The organism is Lysinibacillus sp. KU-BSD001, from assembly GCF_042920265.1.
Classification (GTDB): domain Bacteria; phylum Bacillota; class Bacilli; order Bacillales_A; family Planococcaceae; genus Lysinibacillus_B.
In genome coordinates, this window is record NZ_JBDQZI010000012.1 from 22831 (window position 1) to 46855 (window position 24025).

Annotated in this window: 22 protein-coding genes; 13 read left to right on the forward strand and 9 right to left on the reverse strand. The window is 37.5% G+C overall.

Going from position 1 to position 24025, the window contains the following annotated elements; genetic code table 11:
- The first annotated feature begins 550 nt into the window (after nucleotides 1–550).
- From AAGS61_RS15790 to AAGS61_RS15805, 4 genes are all read left to right on the forward strand, one after another.
- Nucleotides 551–1198 carry a VTT domain-containing protein gene (locus tag AAGS61_RS15790; RefSeq protein ID WP_391373973.1) on the forward strand — a complete coding sequence of 216 codons (648 nt, stop codon included), beginning with the start codon at nucleotides 551–553 and terminating at the stop codon, nucleotides 1196–1198.
- Between the two features lie 327 nt (nucleotides 1199–1525).
- A complete protein-coding gene (cobT, locus tag AAGS61_RS15795) occupies nucleotides 1526–2560 on the forward strand; it encodes a nicotinate-nucleotide--dimethylbenzimidazole phosphoribosyltransferase (RefSeq protein ID WP_391373975.1) in 1035 nt (344 codons plus the stop codon).
- 147 nt (nucleotides 2561–2707) lie between these two features.
- Nucleotides 2708–3217, forward strand: a complete 510-nt coding sequence (locus tag AAGS61_RS15800) for a DNA-deoxyinosine glycosylase (protein ID WP_391373978.1) — start codon at nucleotides 2708–2710, stop codon at nucleotides 3215–3217.
- Between the two features lies 1 nt (nucleotide 3218).
- A complete protein-coding gene (locus AAGS61_RS15805; RefSeq protein ID WP_391373980.1) occupies nucleotides 3219–3689 on the forward strand; it encodes a DinB family protein in 471 nt (156 codons plus the stop codon).
- A 121-nt stretch (nucleotides 3690–3810) separates the two neighbouring features.
- Here AAGS61_RS15805 and AAGS61_RS15810 read toward each other — a convergent pair whose 3' ends face one another.
- Together AAGS61_RS15810 and AAGS61_RS15815 are read right to left on the reverse strand one after the other, a co-directional pair.
- Entirely contained in the window at nucleotides 3811–4602 is a 792-nt protein-coding gene (locus AAGS61_RS15810) for a serine/threonine protein kinase (RefSeq protein WP_391373983.1), read from the reverse strand.
- Complete coding sequence (locus AAGS61_RS15815) at nucleotides 4602–4781, reverse strand: hypothetical protein (protein ID WP_391373986.1); 180 nt, start codon at nucleotides 4779–4781, stop codon at nucleotides 4602–4604. Before AAGS61_RS15815 ends, AAGS61_RS15810 begins: the two co-directional genes overlap by 1 nt.
- Before the next feature lie 81 nt (nucleotides 4782–4862).
- On the opposite strand from AAGS61_RS15815, the gene AAGS61_RS15820 reads away from it, so the two are divergent.
- The 9 genes from AAGS61_RS15820 (at nucleotide 4863) to AAGS61_RS15860 (ending at nucleotide 13148) form a co-directional block, all read left to right on the forward strand.
- The gene (locus AAGS61_RS15820; protein ID WP_391373989.1) at nucleotides 4863–5366 is read left to right on the forward strand and encodes a methylated-DNA--[protein]-cysteine S-methyltransferase; all 504 of its coding nucleotides are present in this window, start codon (nucleotides 4863–4865) and stop codon (nucleotides 5364–5366) included.
- 197 nt (nucleotides 5367–5563) lie between these two features.
- Entirely contained in the window at nucleotides 5564–6235 is a 672-nt protein-coding gene (locus AAGS61_RS15825; protein WP_391373992.1) for a nuclease-related domain-containing protein, read from the forward strand.
- A gap of 125 nt (nucleotides 6236–6360) precedes the next feature.
- Nucleotides 6361–7512, forward strand: coding sequence for an MFS transporter (locus AAGS61_RS15830; protein ID WP_391373994.1), 1152 nt, complete (start codon nucleotides 6361–6363; stop codon nucleotides 7510–7512).
- Between the two features lie 93 nt (nucleotides 7513–7605).
- Nucleotides 7606–8856: an MFS transporter gene (locus AAGS61_RS15835; RefSeq protein ID WP_391373997.1), complete on the forward strand. Its 1251-nt coding sequence runs from the start codon at nucleotides 7606–7608 to the stop codon at nucleotides 8854–8856.
- 71 nt (nucleotides 8857–8927) lie between these two features.
- Complete coding sequence (locus AAGS61_RS15840; protein ID WP_391373999.1) at nucleotides 8928–9686, forward strand: SDR family oxidoreductase; 759 nt, start codon at nucleotides 8928–8930, stop codon at nucleotides 9684–9686.
- Between the two features lie 248 nt (nucleotides 9687–9934).
- Nucleotides 9935–10714, forward strand: coding sequence for a tyrosine-protein phosphatase (locus AAGS61_RS15845; protein WP_391374002.1), 780 nt, complete (start codon nucleotides 9935–9937; stop codon nucleotides 10712–10714).
- Nucleotides 10715–10791: 77 nt separating this feature from the next.
- Nucleotides 10792–11622, forward strand: a complete 831-nt coding sequence (locus AAGS61_RS15850) for a putative RNA methyltransferase (protein ID WP_391374004.1) — start codon at nucleotides 10792–10794, stop codon at nucleotides 11620–11622.
- A 411-nt stretch (nucleotides 11623–12033) separates the two neighbouring features.
- A complete protein-coding gene (locus tag AAGS61_RS15855; protein ID WP_391374007.1) occupies nucleotides 12034–12624 on the forward strand; it encodes a lysophospholipid acyltransferase family protein in 591 nt (196 codons plus the stop codon).
- 59 nt (nucleotides 12625–12683) lie between these two features.
- Nucleotides 12684–13148: a low molecular weight protein-tyrosine-phosphatase gene (locus AAGS61_RS15860; protein WP_391374010.1), complete on the forward strand. Its 465-nt coding sequence runs from the start codon at nucleotides 12684–12686 to the stop codon at nucleotides 13146–13148.
- A 50-nt stretch (nucleotides 13149–13198) separates the two neighbouring features.
- Here the strand turns inward: AAGS61_RS15860 and AAGS61_RS15865 are convergent, their stop codons facing one another.
- The 7 genes from AAGS61_RS15865 to AAGS61_RS15895 are packed head-to-tail and all read right to left on the reverse strand — an operon-like array spanning nucleotide 13199 to nucleotide 24021.
- Nucleotides 13199–13879, reverse strand: coding sequence for a DUF4956 domain-containing protein (locus AAGS61_RS15865; protein WP_391374012.1), 681 nt, complete (start codon nucleotides 13877–13879; stop codon nucleotides 13199–13201).
- A 13-nt stretch (nucleotides 13880–13892) separates the two neighbouring features.
- Complete coding sequence (locus AAGS61_RS15870; protein ID WP_391374015.1) at nucleotides 13893–14603, reverse strand: polyphosphate polymerase domain-containing protein; 711 nt, start codon at nucleotides 14601–14603, stop codon at nucleotides 13893–13895.
- Nucleotides 14603–17710: an exopolysaccharide Pel transporter PelG gene (pelG, locus tag AAGS61_RS15875; protein WP_391374017.1), complete on the reverse strand. Its 3108-nt coding sequence runs from the start codon at nucleotides 17708–17710 to the stop codon at nucleotides 14603–14605. The genes AAGS61_RS15870 and pelG overlap by 1 nt, the downstream gene beginning before the upstream one ends.
- The gene (gene pelF, locus AAGS61_RS15880; RefSeq protein ID WP_391374020.1) at nucleotides 17698–19131 is read right to left on the reverse strand and encodes a GT4 family glycosyltransferase PelF; all 1434 of its coding nucleotides are present in this window, start codon (nucleotides 19129–19131) and stop codon (nucleotides 17698–17700) included. The genes pelG and pelF overlap by 13 nt, the downstream gene beginning before the upstream one ends.
- On the reverse strand, nucleotides 19132–20955 hold the full coding sequence (locus AAGS61_RS15885) for a DUF2194 domain-containing protein (protein ID WP_391374022.1): 1824 nt from the start codon (nucleotides 20953–20955) through the stop codon (nucleotides 19132–19134).
- Entirely contained in the window at nucleotides 20936–21853 is a 918-nt protein-coding gene (locus AAGS61_RS15890) for a hypothetical protein (protein WP_391374024.1), read from the reverse strand. Before AAGS61_RS15890 ends, AAGS61_RS15885 begins: the two co-directional genes overlap by 20 nt.
- A complete protein-coding gene (locus tag AAGS61_RS15895; RefSeq protein ID WP_391374027.1) occupies nucleotides 21850–24021 on the reverse strand; it encodes an NAD-dependent epimerase/dehydratase family protein in 2172 nt (723 codons plus the stop codon). Before AAGS61_RS15895 ends, AAGS61_RS15890 begins: the two co-directional genes overlap by 4 nt.
- Between the last annotated feature and the right edge of the window lie 4 nt (nucleotides 24022–24025).

Below are 24025 nucleotides of genomic sequence, written 5' to 3' on the forward strand. Positions count from 1 at the left end.
CAATTGCCCCTTTGGCTGATAATTGATTGGACGTGTATTTCTATGTAAATCATCTTAAAACGGTCGACAGTGAACGGTCAAAAAGCTACGGTATCCGAGCAAAAAGTCGCTGTATCCGGTCAAAACCACCCGGCATGAGCAAAACACTGCGGTATCCGAGCAAAAACACTCGGCATGAGCAAAATCCTACCGTATCCAGTCAAAATCCTGCAGTGAACCTCAAAAAACATTTATTTTTAGCCGAAATGTAAGCAAAGGAGACGATAAGCTTTCAACATGGAGGGTGATTTTTAAAGTCAATCTTTATGCTAGAACATTAAAATGCACATATATACGTATAGGGACTTGGTGAGCTAGTATTCGTATGAGTAAGAACGGATGTTGATGGGAATAGAAAGAAGCGAAGTACCACTTGCTGGGAGAATTTAAATTTATCTCGTTTTCGTTTTAATTGTCATTTTTCCTCCCCTTTTAGACATAAAACGCCATAAGGGCAAATTTAATTTAATGACAGCGACACAGTATAACTGAAAAATGAAGAGGTGATGGCATGCACACATTTTTATTGGAAATGAGACAAATTGACGTTGCGATTCACCATTTTTTAGAGGATTACGGGCATCTCGTGTATATTTTATTGTTTTTCATTATTTATTGTAAAACTGCTTTTGTTGTTCTTACATTTTTACCAGGAGATGCAACTGTATTTGTTAGTGGTGCATTAGCCGCATTAGGCGAGTTAAATTTATGGTTTTTAGTCGTGATATTATTTGCAGCAACTGTGCTTGGGGATACACAAAATTACTGCATAGGTAAAATTGGACAGAGAGTGACGGGTAGCTGGCGGGTTATTCCGAAAACGACATTGCAGTCTGCAAAGGACTTTTTTAAAAATTATGGACATAGAGCGATCTTATTTTCGCGCTTTATTCCGCTTATGAGGACGACGATTCCATTTGTGACAGGCTATACGAACTATCCACTGTATCCTTTTTTAGCTTATAACAGTATGGGTGGAGGGATATGGGTTGTATTATGGCTTGGGGCGGGACTTTTGCTCGGACAAATTCCGATTGTTGAGCAAAACATGGCATTATCCTTACCGATTATTTCTTGTATTCCTTTTCTCCCGCCCATTATTTTTTATATTGTTCGCCTATTAAAAAATAACAAGATAAAAAGGATTGGCGGAGTATAAATGGCCAATCCTTTTTAATATGAGGTATTAAACTTGAATGAAAGTTTGGTTAATGAGTACACCAAGGCCAATTGCAACACCAATACCAAGACAAGAGGCAAGTACATAAGTTATTTTTAACATAAAAATTCGCTCCTTTCATCTTAAGCCCATTATAAAATGTTTGAAATTTTTTAGATGTGAGAAAAATCACACATACAAAAGAAATTTGCACGGACATTTTCTATTCTGTGGAGTAATTTTTTGTGATTTACTTAAATGAAGAAATAATGCTAAATTTTATGGTATATTTAGTGAAAATTCGGTTCATAAAGGGGTTTTTCAACAATGTTAACTTTTTCAATTCCAGCACTGCATGAAGAAAAAATGGAGCAGGCACGTCAGTATATTGATTCGCTAACGAAGCCACCGGGCAGTTTAGGGCGCTTAGAAGAAGTAGCGATTCAACTTGCAGGCATGACGGGGGAAATAAAACCTAATATTGCTCCTGCTTCTCTCGTATTTTGTGCAGATCATGGCATTGTGGAAGAAAATGTATCGGCTTCTCCACAAGAAGTAACGTATGAGATGGCGATGAATATGGTGGAAGGTGGTGCGGGAATTAGTGTGTTTAGTCGTATGATTGGTGCACCACTTGCTGTCTATGACTTAGGTATTTTACGCCCTGTACCAAATGAGAAGGTCATTAACAAGAAAGTCCGTCCATCTGGAACTGCTAACTTTTTAAAAGAGCGTGCGATGACAGAAGAAGAGGCATGGCAAGCAATTAAAGTAGGCTACGATGCAGCACAACAGGCTATTCGTGAAGGCGCGGGCTGTATCATTGTTGGAGAGTTAGGTATTGGTAACACGACACCAAGCAGTGCCATTTTAGCAGCTATTCTTGAGATTGATCCAGAGACAGTTGTTGGTCGCGGTTCAGGTATTAATGATGAGCAATTGAATCGCAAAGCACAGGTTTGTCGTGAGGCGATTACGTTACATAAACCGAAGAAAGATGATGCCATTGACTTGCTATCTAAAATGGGTGGTCTTGATCTAGCAGGTATGACAGGTGCTATGATTGGCGCGGCAGAAATGCGTACCCCGATTTTACTAGATGGCTTTATTTGTACGGTTTCTGCTTGTTTAGCGGAGCTACTAGCGCCAGGTGCTGTAAACTATATGATTTTATCGCATAATTCGGTGGAGATTGGGCATGCAATTGCAGCGAAGCATCTGAATAAACAGCCACTCGTACAGCTTGATTTACGTCTTGGTGAAGGAACAGGTGCAGCCATTGCGTATCCGATTGTTAAAGCAGCTAATGTGATGATGAAGGATATGGCTACATTCCAAAGTGCAAGTGTATCGCAAAAATAAACATAAAGAAGGGGCTACTAGGTTAGCTCCTTTTTCATATCGTTATAAAGGTTATGGTTAGATTGCCATCATCATAGAAACTTTCAAAGGGGGAAGTTTAGTATTAGGGCTTTCCTATGTGTAAACTAGCGACTAGGAGGTGTGATGATGATTAAAAATATGCTACCACCCGTAGTAAATGAACAGACAACTGTACTCATTGTCGGCTCTATGCCGGGTGTAAAATCGCTTGAAAAGCAGCAGTATTACGGCAACCCACGTAATCATTTTTGGGGAATCATTGGTGAGCTAACGAGTACAATGGTGCCAGAACAGTATGAAGAGCGCCTCGCACTTGTGAAGAAGCATGGCATTGGGTTGTGGGATGTAATTCAAGCATGTGAACGTGCTGGTAGTCTAGATAGTAATATTAAAAACGAAATCCCGAATGATTTTGTTGCTCTTTTTAAACGTTATCCGCAAATTCAGGCGGTCTTTTTTAATGGTACAAAAGCGTATGACGTCTTTCAAAAGAAGCTAGGCTTTGAATTGCTTGTTGGAAAAGAGTATTATAAAATGCCATCAACCAGCCCTGTACCAGGACGCAATATTAAGACATTCGACCAAAAAGTAGAGGCATGGCGAGCGCTTGAACAGTATATGATAAGGGGAGAATAAGATGTATCGTAAAGCACAAGATTTTTTAGAAGATTGGCACATGAATGCGCAAGGAACACTTCGCGTAATGCAAGCAATTACGGAAGACAAAAAGCACGCTTCGATTGTAGAAGGACATAACTCCCTTCGCTGGTTATCGTGGCATTTAGTGAGTGTGGCCGGTGCTTTTGGACACTTCGCTGAGTTACAAATTCCATCACCAGGACCAGATATGCCGATGCCTGAGACGATGGAAGAAATCGTGGAAATGTATGAGGCGGTCGTGGAAGCCTATAACAAAGAAGCAGCAACATTAACAGATGCTCAAATGGAGGAAGAGGTACAGGCTTTGGGTGGAGCAATGCCACGTGGTAAATTACTACGGTTGTTAGTCAATCATCAAACACATCACCGCGGTCAAATGACAGTGTTACTACGTCAAGCAGGCTTACCAGTACCACCAGTAATGGGGCCAACAAAGGAAATGCAATAAGCATAAGAAAAGGGGTGTTCAGAAAAATTTTCTGGACACCCTTTACTTATTGATCCATATCTACTAAGAAATATGGATCCTGCGGTGTCACATCAACATCCCTCGTCGCGAAAGAAGCGACTCAAAGTGTCTTTTCAGAAGCTTCCTTCACAATTTGAAGCGCTTGTTTAGCTGTGCTAGCATCTAAAAATGGTGATTGAATCATCAGGAGTCGTTCAATATAGTGTTGTAGTATAGTTGGTAGCGCTAATTCCTCTTGCCATGATCGGCTTTTCTTTGATGTAGGGTTATAGCTTGAGTACAAAAGAAAGAGCATAAAGTGTCCAACTGCATATAAGTCACTGAGTGGGCTTGCAGCTTTTTTAGGGTTATCAATTGTATTGACACAAACAGCTGGGTCGATCTTTGTTGCAAGACCAAAATCGATAATCGTGAGTTGGTCATTTTTTAAAATAATATTTGGCATACGCAAGTCTCTATGCACAATACCTTGTTCATGTATACGGATTAGAATAGTTAGCAGTTCTTCCGTTTTAGTTAATGCATCTGCTACAGAAAATTGTTCGTTCCGTTCGAAAATAGCACGTTCAAATGTATCCCCTTCAATATGCTCCATTATATAAAATGGTAATTCCTCAATGAAACCCTCTGTCAATACTGTTGGTACAGGTAAAGTAGAGAGCCTTTTTAAAAACGAGACTTCTTGTAAAAACTTTTGCTGATTAGTTGTATGGCGGTGCTTTGTTTTTAAGCGTTTTAGCACGGCTTTTTCGCCCGTTTCGTTATGAATCAGTAAGTAGGCGATACCGTAGGAGCCTTCCCCGATTGGATTCATCATATGATAGTTTGTATGGACATGGATGAACTGCTTTAAAAGGCGTTCATATTTACTTTCTTTGAATAATGAAATCATCAGCTACTAAAAAAGCTTTTTGAGCTAAAGAAGCTACGAGAAGAACGGCGGTAACCTCGTTTATAATGTTTATGACCGTAGTAATTATGACGACTAGAATAGCGACGACGGCTACTAGAAGAATAACGACGTGAACTTGCAGCAGAGTGTAATATACTTTTAATAATCTTTTTGAACATGAAGTCCATTCCTTTCGATATAATGTTACTTACTTATACGGAAAAAGCGTATGAAAAGTTTCAACAAAAAGGGGGATTAACATGATTTATTGGACAGTATTTCAGCATGCGGATTGGCAGTTCATCGTGGCAGCAACTGAAAAAGGGCTTTGCTTTACAGGCTCTGAAAACCGCGATGAACAGGAATTGTTGGAGTGGGCAAAGAAGCGAAGAAAAGGGGAACAACTGGCGCGAAATGATGAGAAATTAGAGCCTTATCTACAACAATTTAAAGAATACTTGACTGGTGAGCGAAAGGATTTTGATTTTTCTTTGGATGTAAAAGGTACAGCATTTCAACAGCAAGTGTGGCAAGCGCTACAAGCTATTCCTTTTGGCGCAGTTCAATGTTATAGCGATATTGCCACTGCAATCGATAATCCAAAAGCGGTACGCGCGGTTGGTACAGCAATTGGGGCTAACCCAGTGATGATTGCTATTCCATGCCATCGTGTTATTGGGAAAAATCGAACACTAACAGGCTTTAGGGCAGGACTTGACATGAAGAAAAAATTATTGATGGTAGAAGGTGTGACTATTCCTTAATGGGTAGTCTTTTATTTTGACGAATTTTATGATGTAGTCTACTTATTTTTCTATCAAATGAATGCAGTGCTTTAGTTTGTGCTTTTTAACCGTAAAACAGCATGTCATAACTTGACATTCGTGTCTTCTGTTGCATAGTCAGCCCGTACTAGATTTGTTAAAATAAAATGGAAAAATAATCGGTAAGGAGCAGGGATATGGTGATTGGAATTACGCTCATTATAGTCGCACTAATCATAACAGTAGCTGTACTTGTATATAGGCACGACGGAACGGCATTCGGTCAATTAACAGGTTATTCATTTTTCGATATCGTATTACATGCTAAAAAAGGCCAGTTGTATAAACTTATGACACAATTAGATCACGTAGCTGGAGAGCATAAAGTGTTAATCGATGTTCAGTTGCCCGTGAATAATTCGACATATCCGGTTGATGCTATTTTCGTACACGAATCTGGTATTTATGTGATAGATGGTGTACATAAAACAGGTTGGATTACAGGTGATGAACATCAAGTAGAATGGGTGCAAGTAAAACATGGCGATAAGCAAGAGCCTTTTACGAACCCGATTATGGTCAATCATCGTATTATTGACACATTACGAGAGTTACTGCCAGATGTAAATGGAGATGTATATAGCTCTGTTTCAGTGTTCTCAGATGCATGTTCGTTCCAAAAAGTTGAAACGTATTCGCCAAACGTAGAAGTCATAAAAATGCGTGAGCTAAAGGCATGGACAAAACAAATTGGTGGCGAAGTGTTATCGAAGGAAGAAATTGATAAAGTGTATCATGCACTAGAAGGATTCATGAGCTTTAAACAACAGTCGGCTAAACAGCCTACAAAGCAAGCAGTGACAAATTAAGAAATCAATTAAGAGGGGGTGTACCTCTCTTTTTTTGTTGTATGTTCTCTACTATGGAGTGAACTGTCGTTTTCATATACCTTATGCTAAAATAAAGCAAGTTTATACAACAAGGAGTTTCATGAATGAATAGTCAAAAATGGCTGTCGTTAAACTATTTCACATTCTTCTTTACATGGGGTGTGTTTTTACCATATTGGACAGGATGGTTAATTACAGATAAAGGGTTATCTGTCCCGGCAGCAAGTATTATTATGGGGGCTGGGATGATTGCCCGCTCACTTTCGATGCTTATTGTATTCCCAATAGCGACAAAATTGTATGCGATTAGTGTCGTGATGCGCGGGATGGCAATTGCTGCACTTGTTACAATGCTATTTTATATCCCTTTTGAATCGTATACAGCGCTTTTTGTCATTACGGTATTATTTAGTGCGATTTACCCGAACTTAATGCCAGGTATGGAAAGCAGTGCATCGGTGTTAATACGGGCAGAAAAGATTCATTACGGTAAAAGTCGTTCGTATGGTTCGCTTGGCTATACGATTGCGTTAGTCTTTGTTGGTGGAGTAACAGAACTGTTCGGGATTGGTTCTGTATTATGGATTATGATTGCAGGGCTTGTGATGATGGTGGCGTCACAATGGATTGCCGCACCTGCAAAGTTGAGTGACAAGCCAAAACGCAAGGAAACAAGCGAAGGGGTTTCATTAAAAGAATTATTCACATCCGGTAGCTTTGGGATTGTATTAGTCATATCGATTTTACTACAAGGTGCACATGCTTCTTACTATAATTACGGTTATATTTTTTTAGATGACTTAGGTATTAATAGTTTTTATATCGGGCTCATTTTAAATGTAGCCGTCATTATTGAAATTGCCTTCTTTTTAAAGGCAGATGCTCTGTTTTCAGAATTCCGCCCATCTACCTTGTTTGGGCTAGCGGCAATTGGCTCGACAATACGCTGGGTAGCTATTTTCCTATTCCCAAATGTATGGGTGTTCATTTTAGTACAAGCATTACATGCCGTATCATTCGGTTTTGCGCATTACGCGTTTATTCAATACATTTCGAGTAAACTAAAAGCTTCACAAATTCCAACAGCACAAGGCATGTATTCCGCATTTGCTATGAGTTTAAGTGTAGCCTTGCTTACATTTTTAGGTGGTTATTTATACGAAATTGAACCGGGCGCTGCTTTTTTAGGCATGTTAATATGTACAATTCCAGCATTGATTTTAGTAGCAGTCACGCGTCAAAAATTTAAGTATTAAGTAAAGTCGGCATACAGCCGGCTTTTATTTTTGGGAAAATAATATATTTTCAAATATCTCTTCTAGTACAATAGCGTTATTAGGGGGATTTGTATGAGAAGAATTCATTATAGTTGGATTATATTAGCTGTCACGTTTTTAGCTATCATTGTAGCAGGCATTATTCGGTCTTCTGCAGGCGTTTTTATTGATCCATTTGAGACGGATTTTGGCTGGGATCGTCCAGCGATTTCGTTTGCCTTTGCGGTAAGTTTATTTTTATATGGCTTTTCAGGGCCTTTTATGGCAGCTTTTGTTGAAAAGTTTGGCTTGAAACGTATGATGATGGGCTCGATGACATTGTTAGCAATCGGGCTTGCATTCACATTTGTAATGAAGAGTGAGTGGCAATTGATTTTGATTTGGGGCGTGGTCATTGGCATCGGGTCCGGTCTTTTTTTAACGGTATTAAGTACACAAGTAGCCAATCGCTGGTTTGTAAAGCGCCGTGGTTTAGCAGTGGGTATGTTAACGGCAGCAACGGCAACAGGACAGCTCATCTTATTGCCGGTATTAGCGGCGCTTGTTGAGAAACATTCATGGCAAGCGGCTATTTTATTGATTTTTATATTAAGTATCGTCATGTTAGGAATCATGGGGCTTTTTATGCGGAACTATCCGCGTGATATAAACCTTCCACCATATGGCCAAGAGGAAATGGAGCAAGAAGTAGTCCATTCATCAGGGAATCCATTTAAAGTAGCCATTGCAGCGTTATTTGAGGGACTACGTGTCAAAGAGTTTTGGTTATTAGCAGGCAGTTTTTTTATTTGTGGTTTATCGACAAGCGGACTAATTGGCACACATTTTATTTCGTATTGTATTAGTTTTGGAATTCCTGTTGTGACAGCAGCTGCGATGCTTTCGTTTATGGGGATTTTTGATTTGATTGGTACGACGTTGTCAGGGTGGCTATCAGATCGATTCGATAATCGGTGGTTATTATTTTGGTACTATAGCTTGCGTGGGGTATCTTTACTCTTTTTACCATTCGCGTTAGACTCGGGCTCATACGGTTGGCTCATGGTATTTGCCATTTTTTATGGGCTCGATTGGATTGCGACGGTTCCACCAACAGTTGGTTTAACACGTCAGCGATTTGGTATTCAAAAGAGTGCGATGATGTACGGCTGGATGGTTGCCGCACATCAAGTAGGAGCGGGCGTGGCTGCCTATTCAGGTGGTGTCATTTATAACGTGTTTGGCTCGTATATGTGGGCATTTTTATTAGCAGGGGGGTTCTGCGGTTTTGCGAGCCTGTTTGTGTTATTAATCAAAAAGCAGCCTAAACTTGTAGTGAATTGAAGCAGGGAAACATGAAACGAAGTCGAATATTAAAACTGTAACAGGAATACACTTTCAAGGAGGTTTTATCGATGAGACTTCAAGACAAGGTGGCAGTCGTTACAGGTGCTGCTTCAGGAATGGGTAAGGCAATCGCAATTCTTTATGCAAAAGAGGGAGCAAAAGTTGTTGTTTCCGATTTAACGTTAGAAGGTGCAGGTGCAACCGTGGCAGAAATTACGAAATTTGGTGGCACAGCAACCGCAGTAGAAGCAGATGTATCAAACGAAGGTGACGTATATAAGCTGATTAAAGCAGCAGTAAATACGTACGGAACATTAGATATTTTAGTGAATAATGCGGGGATTATGGATAATTTTGCTCCGATTGGTGATGTAACAGACGAACTTTGGGAGAAAGTGTTTGCTGTCAACGTAACGGGTATTATGCGTACGACACGTCAAGCAATGCCAATTTTCTTAGAAAAAGGTGCAGGTGTCATTGTAAATATTGCTTCAGTGGGCGGTTTATATGGTTCACGTGCAGGTGCTGCATATACAGCAGCAAAGCATGCGGTAGTAGGTTTAACAAAAAATACAGGTTTCCAGTATGCAGATAAAGGAATTCGTTGCAATGCCATCGCTCCAGGTGGTGTGAATACAAATATTGGTGCATCATTTAGAAATCCAAATCAAGAAGGGTTAAACAAGGCGATGGCAGGTGCAACATTTAATCCACGTAATGGAGAGCCAGAAGATATTGCCCGTGTGGCATTATTTTTAGCTTCAGACGATGCAGCATTTGTAAATGGTACAGTTGTGACAGCAGATGCTGGTTGGACAGCTTACTAATTTTTGAAGGAGGGGGATGTCCGGAAAGTAAAAGCTTTCTGACCATCCCCTTCACTACTTGATAAGAGTTCTGCGGTGGTCGAAAAGGTAGCATCTCAAAATGTCTTTTCAAGAAGCCCACGAGTAGGAGACGGTTCCTATTTTGTCTAAATTCGCGGGGAAACGGAATGTAAACCTGTTAGTCCCGCTTAAAACTTCGACATTATTCCCCAGGAAATGTCTTGCTATGAATAGATGGAGGTGGTTTTATGTCACAAAGCCTGGACCAAATCATTGTGTTAGAAGGCGTTTTAAACTTCCGAGATATGGGTGGCTATAAAACAAATAGCGGGAAATTAGTAAAAAGAAATTTATTTTTCCGCTCGGCCAATCTAGCGAAATTAACCTTACAAGATCAACAAATGTTGAAAAGGCTCGGTATTAAAACAATTTTTGATTATCGTGATGACCATGAGGCAACACATAATCCAACGCCTGTCATGGAAGGAATACAAAATATTCGTATACCAGCAAAAGGCGCATCCTCATTTAAAATGCCGGGTGCTCCTAAAGACGGAAGTGTTAATTTCGATTTTTATAAGCAAGTAAATGCCGATCATTTCACAAAATTTTATGCTCAAATGCCGTTTAATAACCCTTCATTTCAGCGCTTAATGCAATTAGTGAAGAATGAAAATAATTTAGGTTTATTACACCATTGTGCAGTTGGGAAAGATCGTACCGGCATTGGTGGTACGCTCATTTTAATGCTATTAGATGTGCCACGTGAAACAATTATGCAAGAGTATTTACTAACAAATCGTTTATTAACACCATTGGTTACAAAAATGGCACAACAATTAAAAGCCGCTTATCCAGATGCAGATTTAACCCCATTTTATGAGGTCATGTTGGCAAACGAAAAATATCTAAATGCCGTATTCCATGAAATTGATACACGCTATGAATCAGAAGCTGATTTCTTACAAGATCAATTTAGGATTTCAAAGGAAGTGCGTGCGGAGTTACAGGTGAAATATTTAGAATAAAGAAGGGCTACACTGTAAGTGAAAACTTACGGAGTAGCCCTTTCGTGTTATGATACATACTAGTATTGGAGGAGTAAATGATGTTATCCAAAAAAGCAGTATGCATTCAAAATATGCAGGTAAACCAAGCGATTTTTATCTGTCCTATTTGTACACAATCCATAACCATTGAAGAAAATGGAAAAGTGATTTGTCCGAGTAATCATTCATTTGATGTAGCCAAACAGGGATACATTAACTTTATGACGAAGCCTGTACAGTCGATGTACTCGAGAGAGCTATTTGAGGCACGTCACGATATTATTTCAAGCGGCTTATATAATCCATTACAAGAGCGATTAGCCGCGCTTGCAGTCGGTACACATTTTTTAGATACAGGCTGTGGAGAAGGGTCACATTTAGCACGTATTATGATGCAAAAACCAGAAGCCATTGGTGTTGGTATTGATATTGCCAAAGAGGGCATCTTAGCTGCAGCAAAGTTTCACGTAGGACCGATTTGGTGTGTGGGCGATTTAGCCAAAAGTCCGTATCATGAGGGAAGTTTTGATACGATTTTCAATATTTTATCGCCAGCCAATTATGATGAATTTAAGCGCCTCCTAAAGCCAGGTGGAAAAGTCATTAAAGTCGTGCCACAAGAAGGCTATTTAAAGGAATTACGCCAACAAGCATTTGCTGATTCAGAAAAGGAAAACTATACAAACAATCAAACGGTAGAGCGTTTTCAGGAAAGCTTTGACACAGTTAAGATAGAGCGCCTTACGTATACAATGCCATTATCAGCAGATGTAGTACCGAAGCTATTACAAATGACGCCGATGGGCTGGCATATCGCAAACAAAGACGAGATTGTTATAACCGAAATTACTGTTGATTTAAATATTTTAATTGGGTGTGTGAAGTAGTATAAAATGAGGTGAAGCGGATGACATAATAATTGTTACACGTGAAAAAATTTTTTCTCTCGAGGCTTCTAACATACGTAGGTGATCATGCAGCAAGGTTTGAAGGAAATCTTAATTGCTGCTCCTATAATATTCAAATGAACGATAGGGCCAATTCTTTATAAGGAGAAGCTTCATTTTTCAACGATACCCCAGTTCTTCATTTTCACGTGAAACAAGTAATAAATGAAGAACGGATGAGTGTTGTCAATATAGTCGTCAACAGGTCCATCATTTTAGCAGAAGAAGGGAGCTTCCTTTTTAGCAAACTAGGACGGATTAATGAAATTGCCAAGCAATATAACTAATTGAGGCAAACACGCTTTTTTAGTAAAATGAAATTATTAAAGTAGATAAGGTAGGAAATGAGCATTGTATAAATTAGCGGCGAATATTGTCAAAATGTTTTTAGCGGCGAACGGATCAAAAGCAAAAGTGTACGGCCTTGAAAATGTGCCGAAGGATGGCGGCTTTGTGATTGCGTGTACGCATAATGGGTATGTAGATATTTTAAATTTAGGCGTATCGATTTATCCACGTGAAATTCACTTTATGGCGAAAAAACAATTATTTGAAATAAAGGGACTTGGGTGGTTAATCGAACGTCTCAACGCATTTCCTGTAGACCGTGATAATCCAGGACCAAGCGTCATTAAAGTGCCACGTCAACTGATTAAAGAGGGGAAAATTGTAGGTATTTTCCCGAGTGGTACACGTAGTGCAGAGAGCAATGATTTAAAGCAAGGTGCTATCACAATTGCTCAACTGTCTAAATCACAAATCGTTCCTGCGGCGTATATTGGACCGAAAGATATCGGTGGTGTATTGAAGCGAAAAAAAGGTTATTTGATTTACGGTAAACCATTTACAGTGGGAGGTGGCAAGGAAGCACGAGACGAAGCCACACATTTGTTAGAACAGGAATTGCAGCGCCTACTAGTAGAGCTGGAACAGAAAAAATAAAGAAGGACACTCTTCTCTTAAGAAGGGTGTTTTTCGTATGAATTGATGGAGGGATAGAAATGATTCGAGTACTATTCGTTTGTTTAGGGAATATTTGTCGTTCCCCGATGGCAGAAGCTGTAATGCGAGACTTAGTTGAAAAGCGCGGATTAGCGGCACAAATTAAAGTAGATTCTGCCGGAACAAGTAATTGGCATGCGGGAGAACCACCACATAAAGGGACACGTGAAAAATTAAAGGAAATGCGTATTTCTACAAGTGGTATGGTGTCACGTCAACTGAGAACATCTGATTTAGAATTTGAGTATATTGTATGTATGGATGCGAGTAATGTAGAAAATACCCGTGATATGTTGCGGGCATATGAAGATGCGAAAATATTTCGCTTTTTAGATTTAACATCGCACAAAAAAGATGTACCTGATCCATGGTATACAGGCAATTTCCAAGAAACGTATGAGCTTTGTGTGGAAGGTTGCGAGGTGTTGTTGGAGAGGATTTTGGAGGAGCATCAGCTAGGCTGAAAATAAGAAATCGGCGGACTAAAGTAAACTTTTAGTCCGCCGATTTTATTTTATTGAGCATAGTCACCAGTATAATTTACTAAGGAGCAAGATTGTACGCCTTCTATGCTATCTATTAATGTCATAAAACTTGTATTATCATCTACCAGTTGTACTTCAACAGTCATCTCCATTAAACCATGACGAATAGATTTTGATTTTAATTTAGTATTTAACTTCCTAAAGACTTTACGCAAATCATCGGATGCCTCAATTGTATAGTGTACGACTAACAAATATGTATCGCCGCGGGCTTTTTTCTTCGATAACCAGGCTAATGTACCACCGAAAGCTAGTGAACCAATAAGAGCTAAAGGATACATTTTAGCTCCAATCGCAATTCCAGCAGAAATAGCCCAGAACATATAGACAATATCAAGGGGATCTTTCACTGCTGTACGGAAGCGGACGATACTTAGTGCCCCTACCATCCCGAGTGATAGCACAATGTTTGTACTAATGGTCATAATAATCAATGATGTAATCATGGTCATTAAGACAAAGGAAACATTATAGTTATAACTATAAACAACGCCACGGAAATAGCGCTTGTAGACGAAGTAGATAAACATCCCTACTGCAAAGGAACATATTAATCCTAAAAAAATATCAATATATGAAACACTTGCAAATGACTCCAGGCTAAGAACGCTTTTCTTTATAATATCTTGAAAATTTAATGTGTCACTCATAAAGAAACCCCCTTTATTTTTTAAAGTATTGAATCGTTCTTTCACGACATAATACGTATTTTGAAATGGCAGACCGTACAAATCGTTCCGGCTGCACTAACTGTCGAATCATATCAGGTAAAAAACGATCGAATTTTACTTCTAAAATGACTTGCTCAGGATAGAGAATTTCTTCATAGATTATTCGATTATCAAATAAGTCAATGCCGTTAATGCCTGCACGTAATTCTTTATCGAATGTAATGCGTACATTGCCAGGTTCATAAATATATGCTTCTCTTATATAATCAACGATGACGGTAGGGCGGAACAATCGATATTGTAAAGCTCTATAAAAATCTTGTATTAATGGCTCTGGACGATGGAGCAAACTGCTATATTGACCACATAAAATACCCTCATAATCAGCACGCGCTAAACGTGCGGATTCTTTACTAACAAAGTCACCAAATTTGCTTTTTCTTTCTAGGTTAATCACATGATCTTCACCGTTATAGATACGGATGCGATACTTTTCACGACCAAAAATGCCATCATTTTTATCGTATAAAGCATGATCATGTAGCCCATCAAAATATAAGCTACGAATATTGTATCCATCTACACTTCTAGAATGTTTATCTAAAGTTAAAACGGTTGAAACCTTCGATTTTAACGCATGCATTTCAATATAATTAATATAATATTTCATTTCATGTCGAAATTTTCGGTTGCTTAAATCCACTATTCCACCTCTAATCGAATAGTACCAAAGTAAGTTTCATCTGAATCTTCATCTGTATACATATTAAATGCTACTTGAGTATTGCCTGTTGAATCGGTAGCAGTAACTTTTAAATAATAAATACCTGCCTGTAGTTGAGGTATACGCACTTCATTTACACGTATTTTTTCTGCTTGATGAACCACTTGTTGCATAGCTGGGTCACGAGCAATTGTTGCATTATAGAATAAATCATCGTTCTGTAAATCGAATGCTATCTCCCAAGTGAAAACATGCTCATTATTTTCTAATAGTACTTCATTTGCTATATAGAATGGCTTTGGTCTTTCTAAATCTTCATAATAGCGTTTGAGAGAATTAGCTGGTGTTTCAATAATTCGTTGTAACTCTGGCTGATAATCAGCGCTATTAATAGGTAAATAGTAACTATCAGGATAGCGTTGAACATAAGGTTCTACAATAGATGCATACTGATTTAATTGTGTCGTCACTGTATTTTGGTTAATATAGTCAGCATAAAGTCCTTCTATTTTTGCTGTTAGTTTATCGACATTGTCTTGTACTTTAAGGTAACGGTTAAATAGACGATTTCCCCAATAGTTACTAATTCCAGCACGATAAGAGCTAAAATTGGAATAATCACGTCCCTTTTCCCAACCATCATCATAATCCCAAGGGAGAATTAACCATTTATCATTATTTAAAGAAGAATATAAATAAAAGTTGTTAGCATCTGTATCCATATTATCCATTAAAATATTGATAGCTAGCCACGTTAAAAGGTTATCTTCGTCGAAATGACGATTAATTACTTCTTCAATCGGTAAGCTATAATCATTCACATCATTTAACATTGTGATGAGTTTGTCGTGTTCTTCGCGTCCTTTAATTTCTAAAATTGTTTCAAAAGAGCGAGAGTCGTAGTTTTCATCTGTATGTGAACGAATTTGTTCGGGGTAACGATTAAACTCAAAAAATGTTACTTTATATAAATAACCATTCGGGTCAAATAAGTGATTGCGTAAAAACTGCTTATTCGGTTGTTCAACATGTGTGTATAATCCATAATCTTCATATGCTGTAGAACCAGCTGTTACGTCTTTAACATATAGGTGAACAAATTGAGTTCGTAAACTCGAAATATGAGGGATTTTCTCCATTAAATCAAAGCTTAATTTATTACGCAGTCGGCTACCATCTGATATATGCTTATTTAGATTAATCGTCGTCTGATTGTTCCAAGTGCCAGCGCTATCTAGCAATTTAATTTTATACGATTTTTGAGGATGATTCCGTGCTGTATTTCCTCGAATACTAATTTTTGCATTCGCTGTCGTTTCGGATGCTCCGAACATACCCACTTTTGGACCATTACCATTCGGTTGACCTTCAGCCATAATGATTTTAAGATTTTCTTCGCTATAGCGCTCTGTAATCCGATTTAAAGCGTACCAATCTAAAGCTTTGTTTTCTTCATCAGGCAAAACTGTAATGTAGAGCGTTTTTATAGAGGAGTCATCGTCTCTCTCATATAAACGCTTATCATCAATTTGAATGGAATTATCTGATGGAACTGGTGTTTGACCCGTGTTTTGGGATTCCTCTGTTTTAGTAACTTCTTGTTCATTGGGCATACAGCCAGTTAAAACGAATATGCTCATTAATAATGTCGTCGTTGTAATGTGTTTCTTCCAATTATATCGCCGCTTCGTTTTTGAGCTAATCGTTAGCATTGGTTGTGGGCAGAATGTGTAATAATCGATATTGGCGATAATATAAAGCATGCGGAAGAATGTAATGACTAAACCAATAAACGATGCTAAAAACATCCCCATGCCATGAAACTCCACTATCATCGTCATATACGTAAGTGCAGCACTTAGGCCGATAAACGAGCCACTAATGGCTAACACGCCCTTTCGATCATCGAAGTACATTAAAATATGCAACAATATAAACATTAAAATAAAAAAGAAATAACCAAAGCAAAGTGTTATAAATAAATCTAACTGCTCCATGGAAAAACCGATTTTCGGTAAAAGTAAAATACCTACTGCGATTGAAAGGATAGTAAAGAGCAATTGAATTTCGGCTAAAAATCCTGTTCGATGTAATAAAACCTTTTGCATTTTCTTTTTAGCGTTTTGTAAACTCTCATACGTACCACCATCGATTACATTTTTATAGTAATTTAAAAATTTCTCATAAAAATCTGTCTCGATAATTACGACAAAGAAAATGAGGGAAGGGAGTACGGATAAATAAGCATAAAATACAGCAACATCATAAAAAGGCATTAATAAATACTGACCTGAAATTAAAAAATGATCATCTGAAAATACCCAATAGACAATATTATGAATATAAACAGCTGAATACACACAAACTCCACTCACGATAATAGCAGGATAGGACTTCATCATTTGTAAAAAAGCGAAGTAATCTCGTTTTTCATTACGTGGAAATACGTGTTCGAAATGTAAGGAAGACAAAATTAAAATGCTTGCAAACCCTACATCTATTCCTAACAATGCAATAATAACAGGGCTCCAAGATGTAACATAAAACAATAAAAAACTCGTTAAAATCGATAAAATGACGGCAATTAAAAAACCACGGAAAATACGTTTATAATCTTTTAATGCGGATAGGAAAACGTTCTGCATCCAAATTGCAACAAGCTCCACAAAATAAATATAAGCTACTACTTTATACAGTAAATTTTCTTCGACACCCCATAAGAAAATAATTGCGATAATCGCCGCGATAGGTAGAATGAGCAGTAAGCTACCATAATAAGCAGTAATAATTTGCTCGTATTTCTGTTCATAAATACGATCTGCGATAAAACGCGTAACAAGCATCGATAAACCAGATGTGACAATGATTGAAAAAACAAAACAGTAGGCCATCGTTGCAACAAAAAGCTCATTTTGTAAATAGCTACTGTCGTTTTCACGCATCATGTATTGTTGAGCAAATACCAAAATTAAACAAAGAATCATAGGGCCGATTGTTGTCATGGTAGAGTAGGCATATGCTTTTACATTATGGGCAAGCCCTTGTTGTCGATATAATTTTCGTAACTCAAAACCTATACCTGCCATGTATGAATCCCTCCTACTAATTCTTTGTAAATTTGCTTATAGCTATTAATGAATGCGGTACGTTTATAATCATGTGCCACACGTGCAAAGCCATTTTGCCCCATTTGTATACGTAAATTTTCATCACGACATAGTTTAATTACAAAGCTGGCCATTTCCTCGTAGTGCATAACAGGGACAACATAACCAGCTGGACCGAAGTCGTCATCTGGACGCCCCTCAATTAATTCACGGCAACCTCCTACATTTGTACAGACGTAGGGCTTAGCACAGGCGAAACCTTCTAAAATAGCTAATGGTTGTCCTTCACTAATACTTGTTAAGAGTAAAATATCAAGATTTCCGAGATATTCTTTAATTTGAACCATACCTGTAAAAATAATATTTTTTACACCTAGCGTTTTGACTAGCTGCACACATTCATCGTAGTATTCAGAATCTTCTTCAGCAGGGCCCATAATATACAATTCTACATTTGATATGGCACGTTCAACTAACGCAAACATTTGAATCATCATTTTTATATCTTTAATAGGTACAACCCGTACAATGGCACCAAGCCGAATTTTATCATCTTGTACGGTACGTGTAACAGTCGCATAGTCCGCTACTTCAATACCATTTGGTACAATCTCAATTTTATCTGGGTTACAACCTAGTTCAATCTCAATGTCTCTATTGCGACCAAATAGCGTAATTACTTGATCGGACAATTCATAAATCGAGCTAGATAATGTATAGAAATAGTTAATCCATAAATCTTTAAAATACCCTTTTACCCAGTTTGCTTTAATGATTTCCTCTTCACGTTCACGTGAGTAAATACCGTGCTCCGTTAAAAGTAATGGTTTGTTATAAATGACCTTTGCTAAAGCACCTAAAACACCTGCATAGCCAGTGGAAACAGCGTGATAAATATCAGCTTCGGGTATATCATGACGAATGAGCGTAAAGAATGGTAAAATCATGGAGCTTAATGTCCAAAAAAGCTCTGTAAAAGGAACTTGCGAATAATTTGTTTTTGCTAGATGCTCAACTAAATCAAAATAGTCTTTACTAGATAAAAATTCACTTACATTGCTAAATTGGTCACTTCGGATTAACTGAAACAATTCAGGCCAATTGACATCTTTCGTTCCACTCACAAGGGAAGTTAAGTTCCTTTTCTGCTCCGGTGTTAAATGATAACGTTTACCCCATTGTGCTGCTTCTTCTAAATGTGCATCTAAAAATACTTCACGTACTTCAATAAGATTAGGGGGGAGCTTGTATTTAAATTGTCCTTGTTGTTTTTTTTCAGCGGCAATGGCATAAATCACAAATTCGTGTTCTGGCATAGAGGTCATTAAACTATGAATCCAACTCGAAACCCCTCCAGTTACATAAGGATAAGAACCTTCTGCTATTAAACAAATACGCATTTACTTGTTCCCCCTTAATGCTATTTCGAATTCAGCTTCTTCCGCTGTGACTAAATAAGTATTTGTATCGATTTTTTGCACCGTACAATTTTGTAATCGACCAATTTGTTTTTCTGTTCGGAAGACAAAGTATTGATCAGTATAGAAGTTCTCAATAGTACCATGAACTTTGTTTTCGGTTTGCTTAAAATTTACTGTTGATTGCAACACTTTAGCGACATCTAGTGCAGCATCTGTAGCCGTCATAGAGCGGAACCAAGGGTATGTTTTATGAATTTCCTTCATTAGCTCTTCGAATTCCTCGTACATATCAGACCAACTGCCTTTACTCCGATCCTCACTAATGACATCATCAGGATGAATAAAGTGAGAAAATACACCGAGACCTGTAATAGCATTTGCAATAGCCCATTCATTCGTCTCTGTTTTAAAATAGCCAGAAGATATACGAGGCATTTCAATCACGCCATCTTCAGCTATCTCAAATTCTTGCACATATGAACGAGTAGTTATATCTTCGGAATATAAAGAAGCAATAACAGTTAGCTCTGGCCATACTTCTTTTAGGAGCTTTCGTCCCTCTTGAGAAAGTACGTTAGAAGGCGGGACGTAAGACGTAACTTTATAAGCTGGGAACCCTGTTTTTGTATAACGTCGTAGCTCTTGAATAGCCAATTTCATATCTTCAGTGGATTTCCAGGCATTATAGCCAAAGGATTTTGAAATTTCCTTATCCATTGTGAAAGATTGGTGATTATAGCCGTGAAAACCTAATTCACCGCCACTTTGAATTAATTCACGACCAAACGAAATTAAATAACTAGATTCAGCATCATCTGTGTTTTCAAAGGGGGCTTCGGCAAGATTGTTATATGATTCAATTAGCATACCAGTGTAGGTAATATTGAATTCATTAGCTAGTTGTAACATATCTGGCCACCAAATATTTTGGTAAAAAGTAGGTAAATCTCGTTTGTATTCCTTATAAATAACATCGTTCGTCCCTTTAGCAATTGGGGCTGGGAAGTCGTCAATATAAAACGTTTTAGAATTAAAGATAGGATAAATATAGTCAGGTTCCATTAAACTAATTGCCCCAGAAAATACTCCTCGACTAGTTTTAGAAGTTAATATCGTCCCGTTAAACACTACGAAAGTACCTTCACCATAAGAGCTTTTCCATAATAATGGTACGCCACTACTCGTTTGCATTAATGTATCTTCATGATTATTTAACGTAACACCAATGCTTACATTAGTAGCTGTATTTTCTAAAAATGTTTTTCCTTTTGTCCCAATCAATACATTTGAAAGCATTTTCACCCCATTTGTTTCTACATAATCGTGAAAATCTACAATGCCTAATTTACGGTAAAGAACTTGAAAATGTGTATCCATTTCTAATACATTCATTAAGAAAAGGCGACCACCATGATAAACATAGTTTTCGATCTCTTCTATACTTCCTAAATGCTTTAAGTAGGGTGTTGTTAAAATAATACGCGGACATCGATTATAATCTACTTTTCCAAGATAGACATCATAAGACTTTGTTTTTTTGTGCATATATTGAAGGGCTTGTTCAGCATTATTTTTAAATGAAAGCGTTGTTTCATCGTAAACAATGCAATAGTCGACATCGTAGCTTGTTTCCGTTGGATTTTCTAAACTAGCGGAAATAATTTCATCCTTTTTGGCTACGAGGTTTTCATTATCGACCATCTCCAGTACAAATTGAGAGCGTGATAATTGTAAAAGTAAACCGCTCAACAATACAAATAAGACGATAATACTTACTTTTCGGTTAGCTACTAACCATTTCATTTGTTTTATTCACTCCTGCTGACCAATAACGTACAATCGTAAGTGCCTGATTTGAAAGCGTAATAGGGGTCGCTTTTAAGTTTTGTAATTCTTGTGCTAGCTTTTCAAATGCTCGCATTTGATAATAAGTCGCCATTAAGCTTAAGTAAGCTTTCTCGCAAAGTGGGTAATGCTTTTTAAAAGAAAGTGCTGTTTTTTCAGCAGCATGTGTATCTCGTAACTTTAACTCCATTTCAACTTTTGCTGCAAAGACTTCTTCATCTGCTTGGTCGTTATCTATCAATTGTTGCAAGATTTGCGTATAGGTGATTTGATATTGTTTTGTGGACTGTTCATCTAAGAATCCACTGCGCAAATACTCTTTAATGACATTTGCGTACGTTAGTGCGACATGTTGATTATTTGGATCTTGGTTAAATTCTACAGATAGTTTTTGTAATAAGATTGACAGTTCACGTTTTACTTCGATGACAGCCGTTACCGCATAATGTGATGTTTCCGTATCTTCGTTTGTAACTGCTATTTTTAGCACATCCAAGTATTGCATCGCATCTTGTTTTAACACATCAATCATTACGCGTCTGCGTGTCGAATAGTCACTTACAATCAGTGCTTCTTCAATTGAAATGACATTTAATTCGCGTTCACGTTCTACTTTGCTTTGAGATTGGATGAATTCTAATGGAATATCGTCCGTTTGTCCTGTCATATAAGCTTGAAATTCATGTCCCTTATTGCGAATCCATTTTTTTGGCCATATGGAGGGGAAAAGCCACCCGATAACGGGTAATGTAATCACGATGGTTAGTTTAAATAACCATTCCCGTTTGTCTCCCTTAGCGAAAAAAAACATAATAATGGCAGAAACGACTATATATAATAAAAACCACTTCATCATACGATTACACCTTGATAGATTTCTGTTTCGATTCCAGCCTCTTTAAAGCGTTTTAGTATGGCTGGCAAATCTTGTTCACTTGTATTCGATAATAAAATTTGTAATTCATCATTATCGTAACCAATATAATCCGTTTCACGTAGCAGTTTTACGATTTTATCAGATGTATATTTTAAAGCGGATGAATCAACGGCCATTTTTAAAATAGTAAAAGGCATATTATACTTTTCTTTAGCGATCATTTTACTAGCTAAAATGTCATTAAAGATTTCGGGCTTTAGAACGGATGTTTGATCAATATAACGTGTTTCTTCTGTCATCTGAATATAATCGAATGCCCGGCTTAGAGATGTCGAGATTAACTCTGTTACGACTTTAAATAAGTTTTCATGGTAATTAGAGAAATTCTCAAAAGGTAACTCACTAATTGTAATAACGGCTGTCATTTGCTGATTATGATAAATAGGGGTAGCCATTAAAGGGGCATCAGCATGTAAATGTCTATTCATATAAGGTTGGCCCGTGTGTATCATTTGTTGTATATAGAACGTATCTTCTACTTTAAGCGAATTACTCACAGGACGTTCTCCATTCACCGTTGAATTCGCTACTAATCGTAAAAATGATTGGTATTTGTTAAACATATAAATCGAAACACCATCACATCTCATAATTTTTTGCACAACATCTACTGTGCTTGTCAACACTTTTTCAGGTTCTAAATCATCTAAACTTTTAATAACAGAATAGATTTTTCCAAAGCTATCTTCGCTATTCAGTACGCGAAATTGTAACTCATCTTTTACACTGCGTACTTCCTCGTGAATTTCTTCAAGAAATTGATGACGGTTTTCAAGCTCTTCGATTTTTTCATTTTGTTCTTCGATTTTAATATTTTTGCGTTGGACAGAGTAACCAACTACTAAACCGATGAATAAAAAAGTAGCTAATTGGAAGAAGAAAACCGTGTCATACATTAAAGAGATGAACTCGCGACCTTGTCTTAATTTATCGATGAGCAATAAACTGAATGATAGGGCTACTGCAAAAAATGCTTGCTTATTACCATAGATAGCGCCCATTGTCATAATATAAAAGATGCCTACTTCAAAAGTTGTAAGAAAAGGTGTTGTTATATTTAACATAATGGCACTCAAAATACAAAAGAATATAAAGTTTTCGATATAAGGCTTAAATGTTTTAAACCATTTAGGTTGTTCTCTTCTTTGTACAGGTTTTACTTGTTCCTCTAGAGGTACAGTAGATTTTGCCCATTCATAAGTTTTTTGTAAACCTTCGTTTAATGAGTACATAGGTACCCAGTCTAATTGTTTTTTTATAAGCTCATTGCTTAATACAGAGCGGTAAATATCTCCTTTGCGAGCAGCAATATGTGTTGTTTGGATAGTGCCATGTGCGTTTTCTAAAAACGTTACAATGTCATTGACGCTAGCTTCGGTATTCGTAGACAAATTATAAATGCCACTTAAAATGCTTTGTGATGCTCGGTAAATGGCAAAGGCTACATCTTCTACATAAATAAAATCTCTTGTTTGGTTGCCATCGCCATGAATTTGTAATGCTTGATTTTTTAATATACGTGAGGTGAAGATTGAAACTACACCACCTTCACCATCCTTTGTTTGACGAGGTCCATACACATTTGAGAATCGGAAACAAATGGTGTCTAAATCATATTGTTCCGTCCAGTTAACGCAGTACCGCTCACCGGCCCATTTACTTATTCCATATGGAGAAATAGGAGTTGGGAGCTGATCTTCTGTTAATGGAATCTTTGCATTTTGTCCATAAATAGCTGCTGAAGAGGCAAAAATAAACTTTTTCACATGATGTTGACTAGCAAGATGCAAGATGTTGGTAAGACCAACTAGATTATGTTGTGCATCATCCATCGGGCTTATAATTGATTTGGCCACACTTACTTGGGCCGCCAAATGTACAACAATGTCAAAATGATAAGAAGCAAATATATCTTTACACTTAGGGTTATCAACAGACAAAATATAAGATTTATGCTTTATTGTGACATTTTCCTTTTTTCCAGTAGATAAGTCATCAATTATATGAACCTCGTACCCTTCCTTATAAAAGCGCTCTGCCACATGTGAACCGATAAAACCATAACCACCCGTAATTAAAACTCGCATAGAA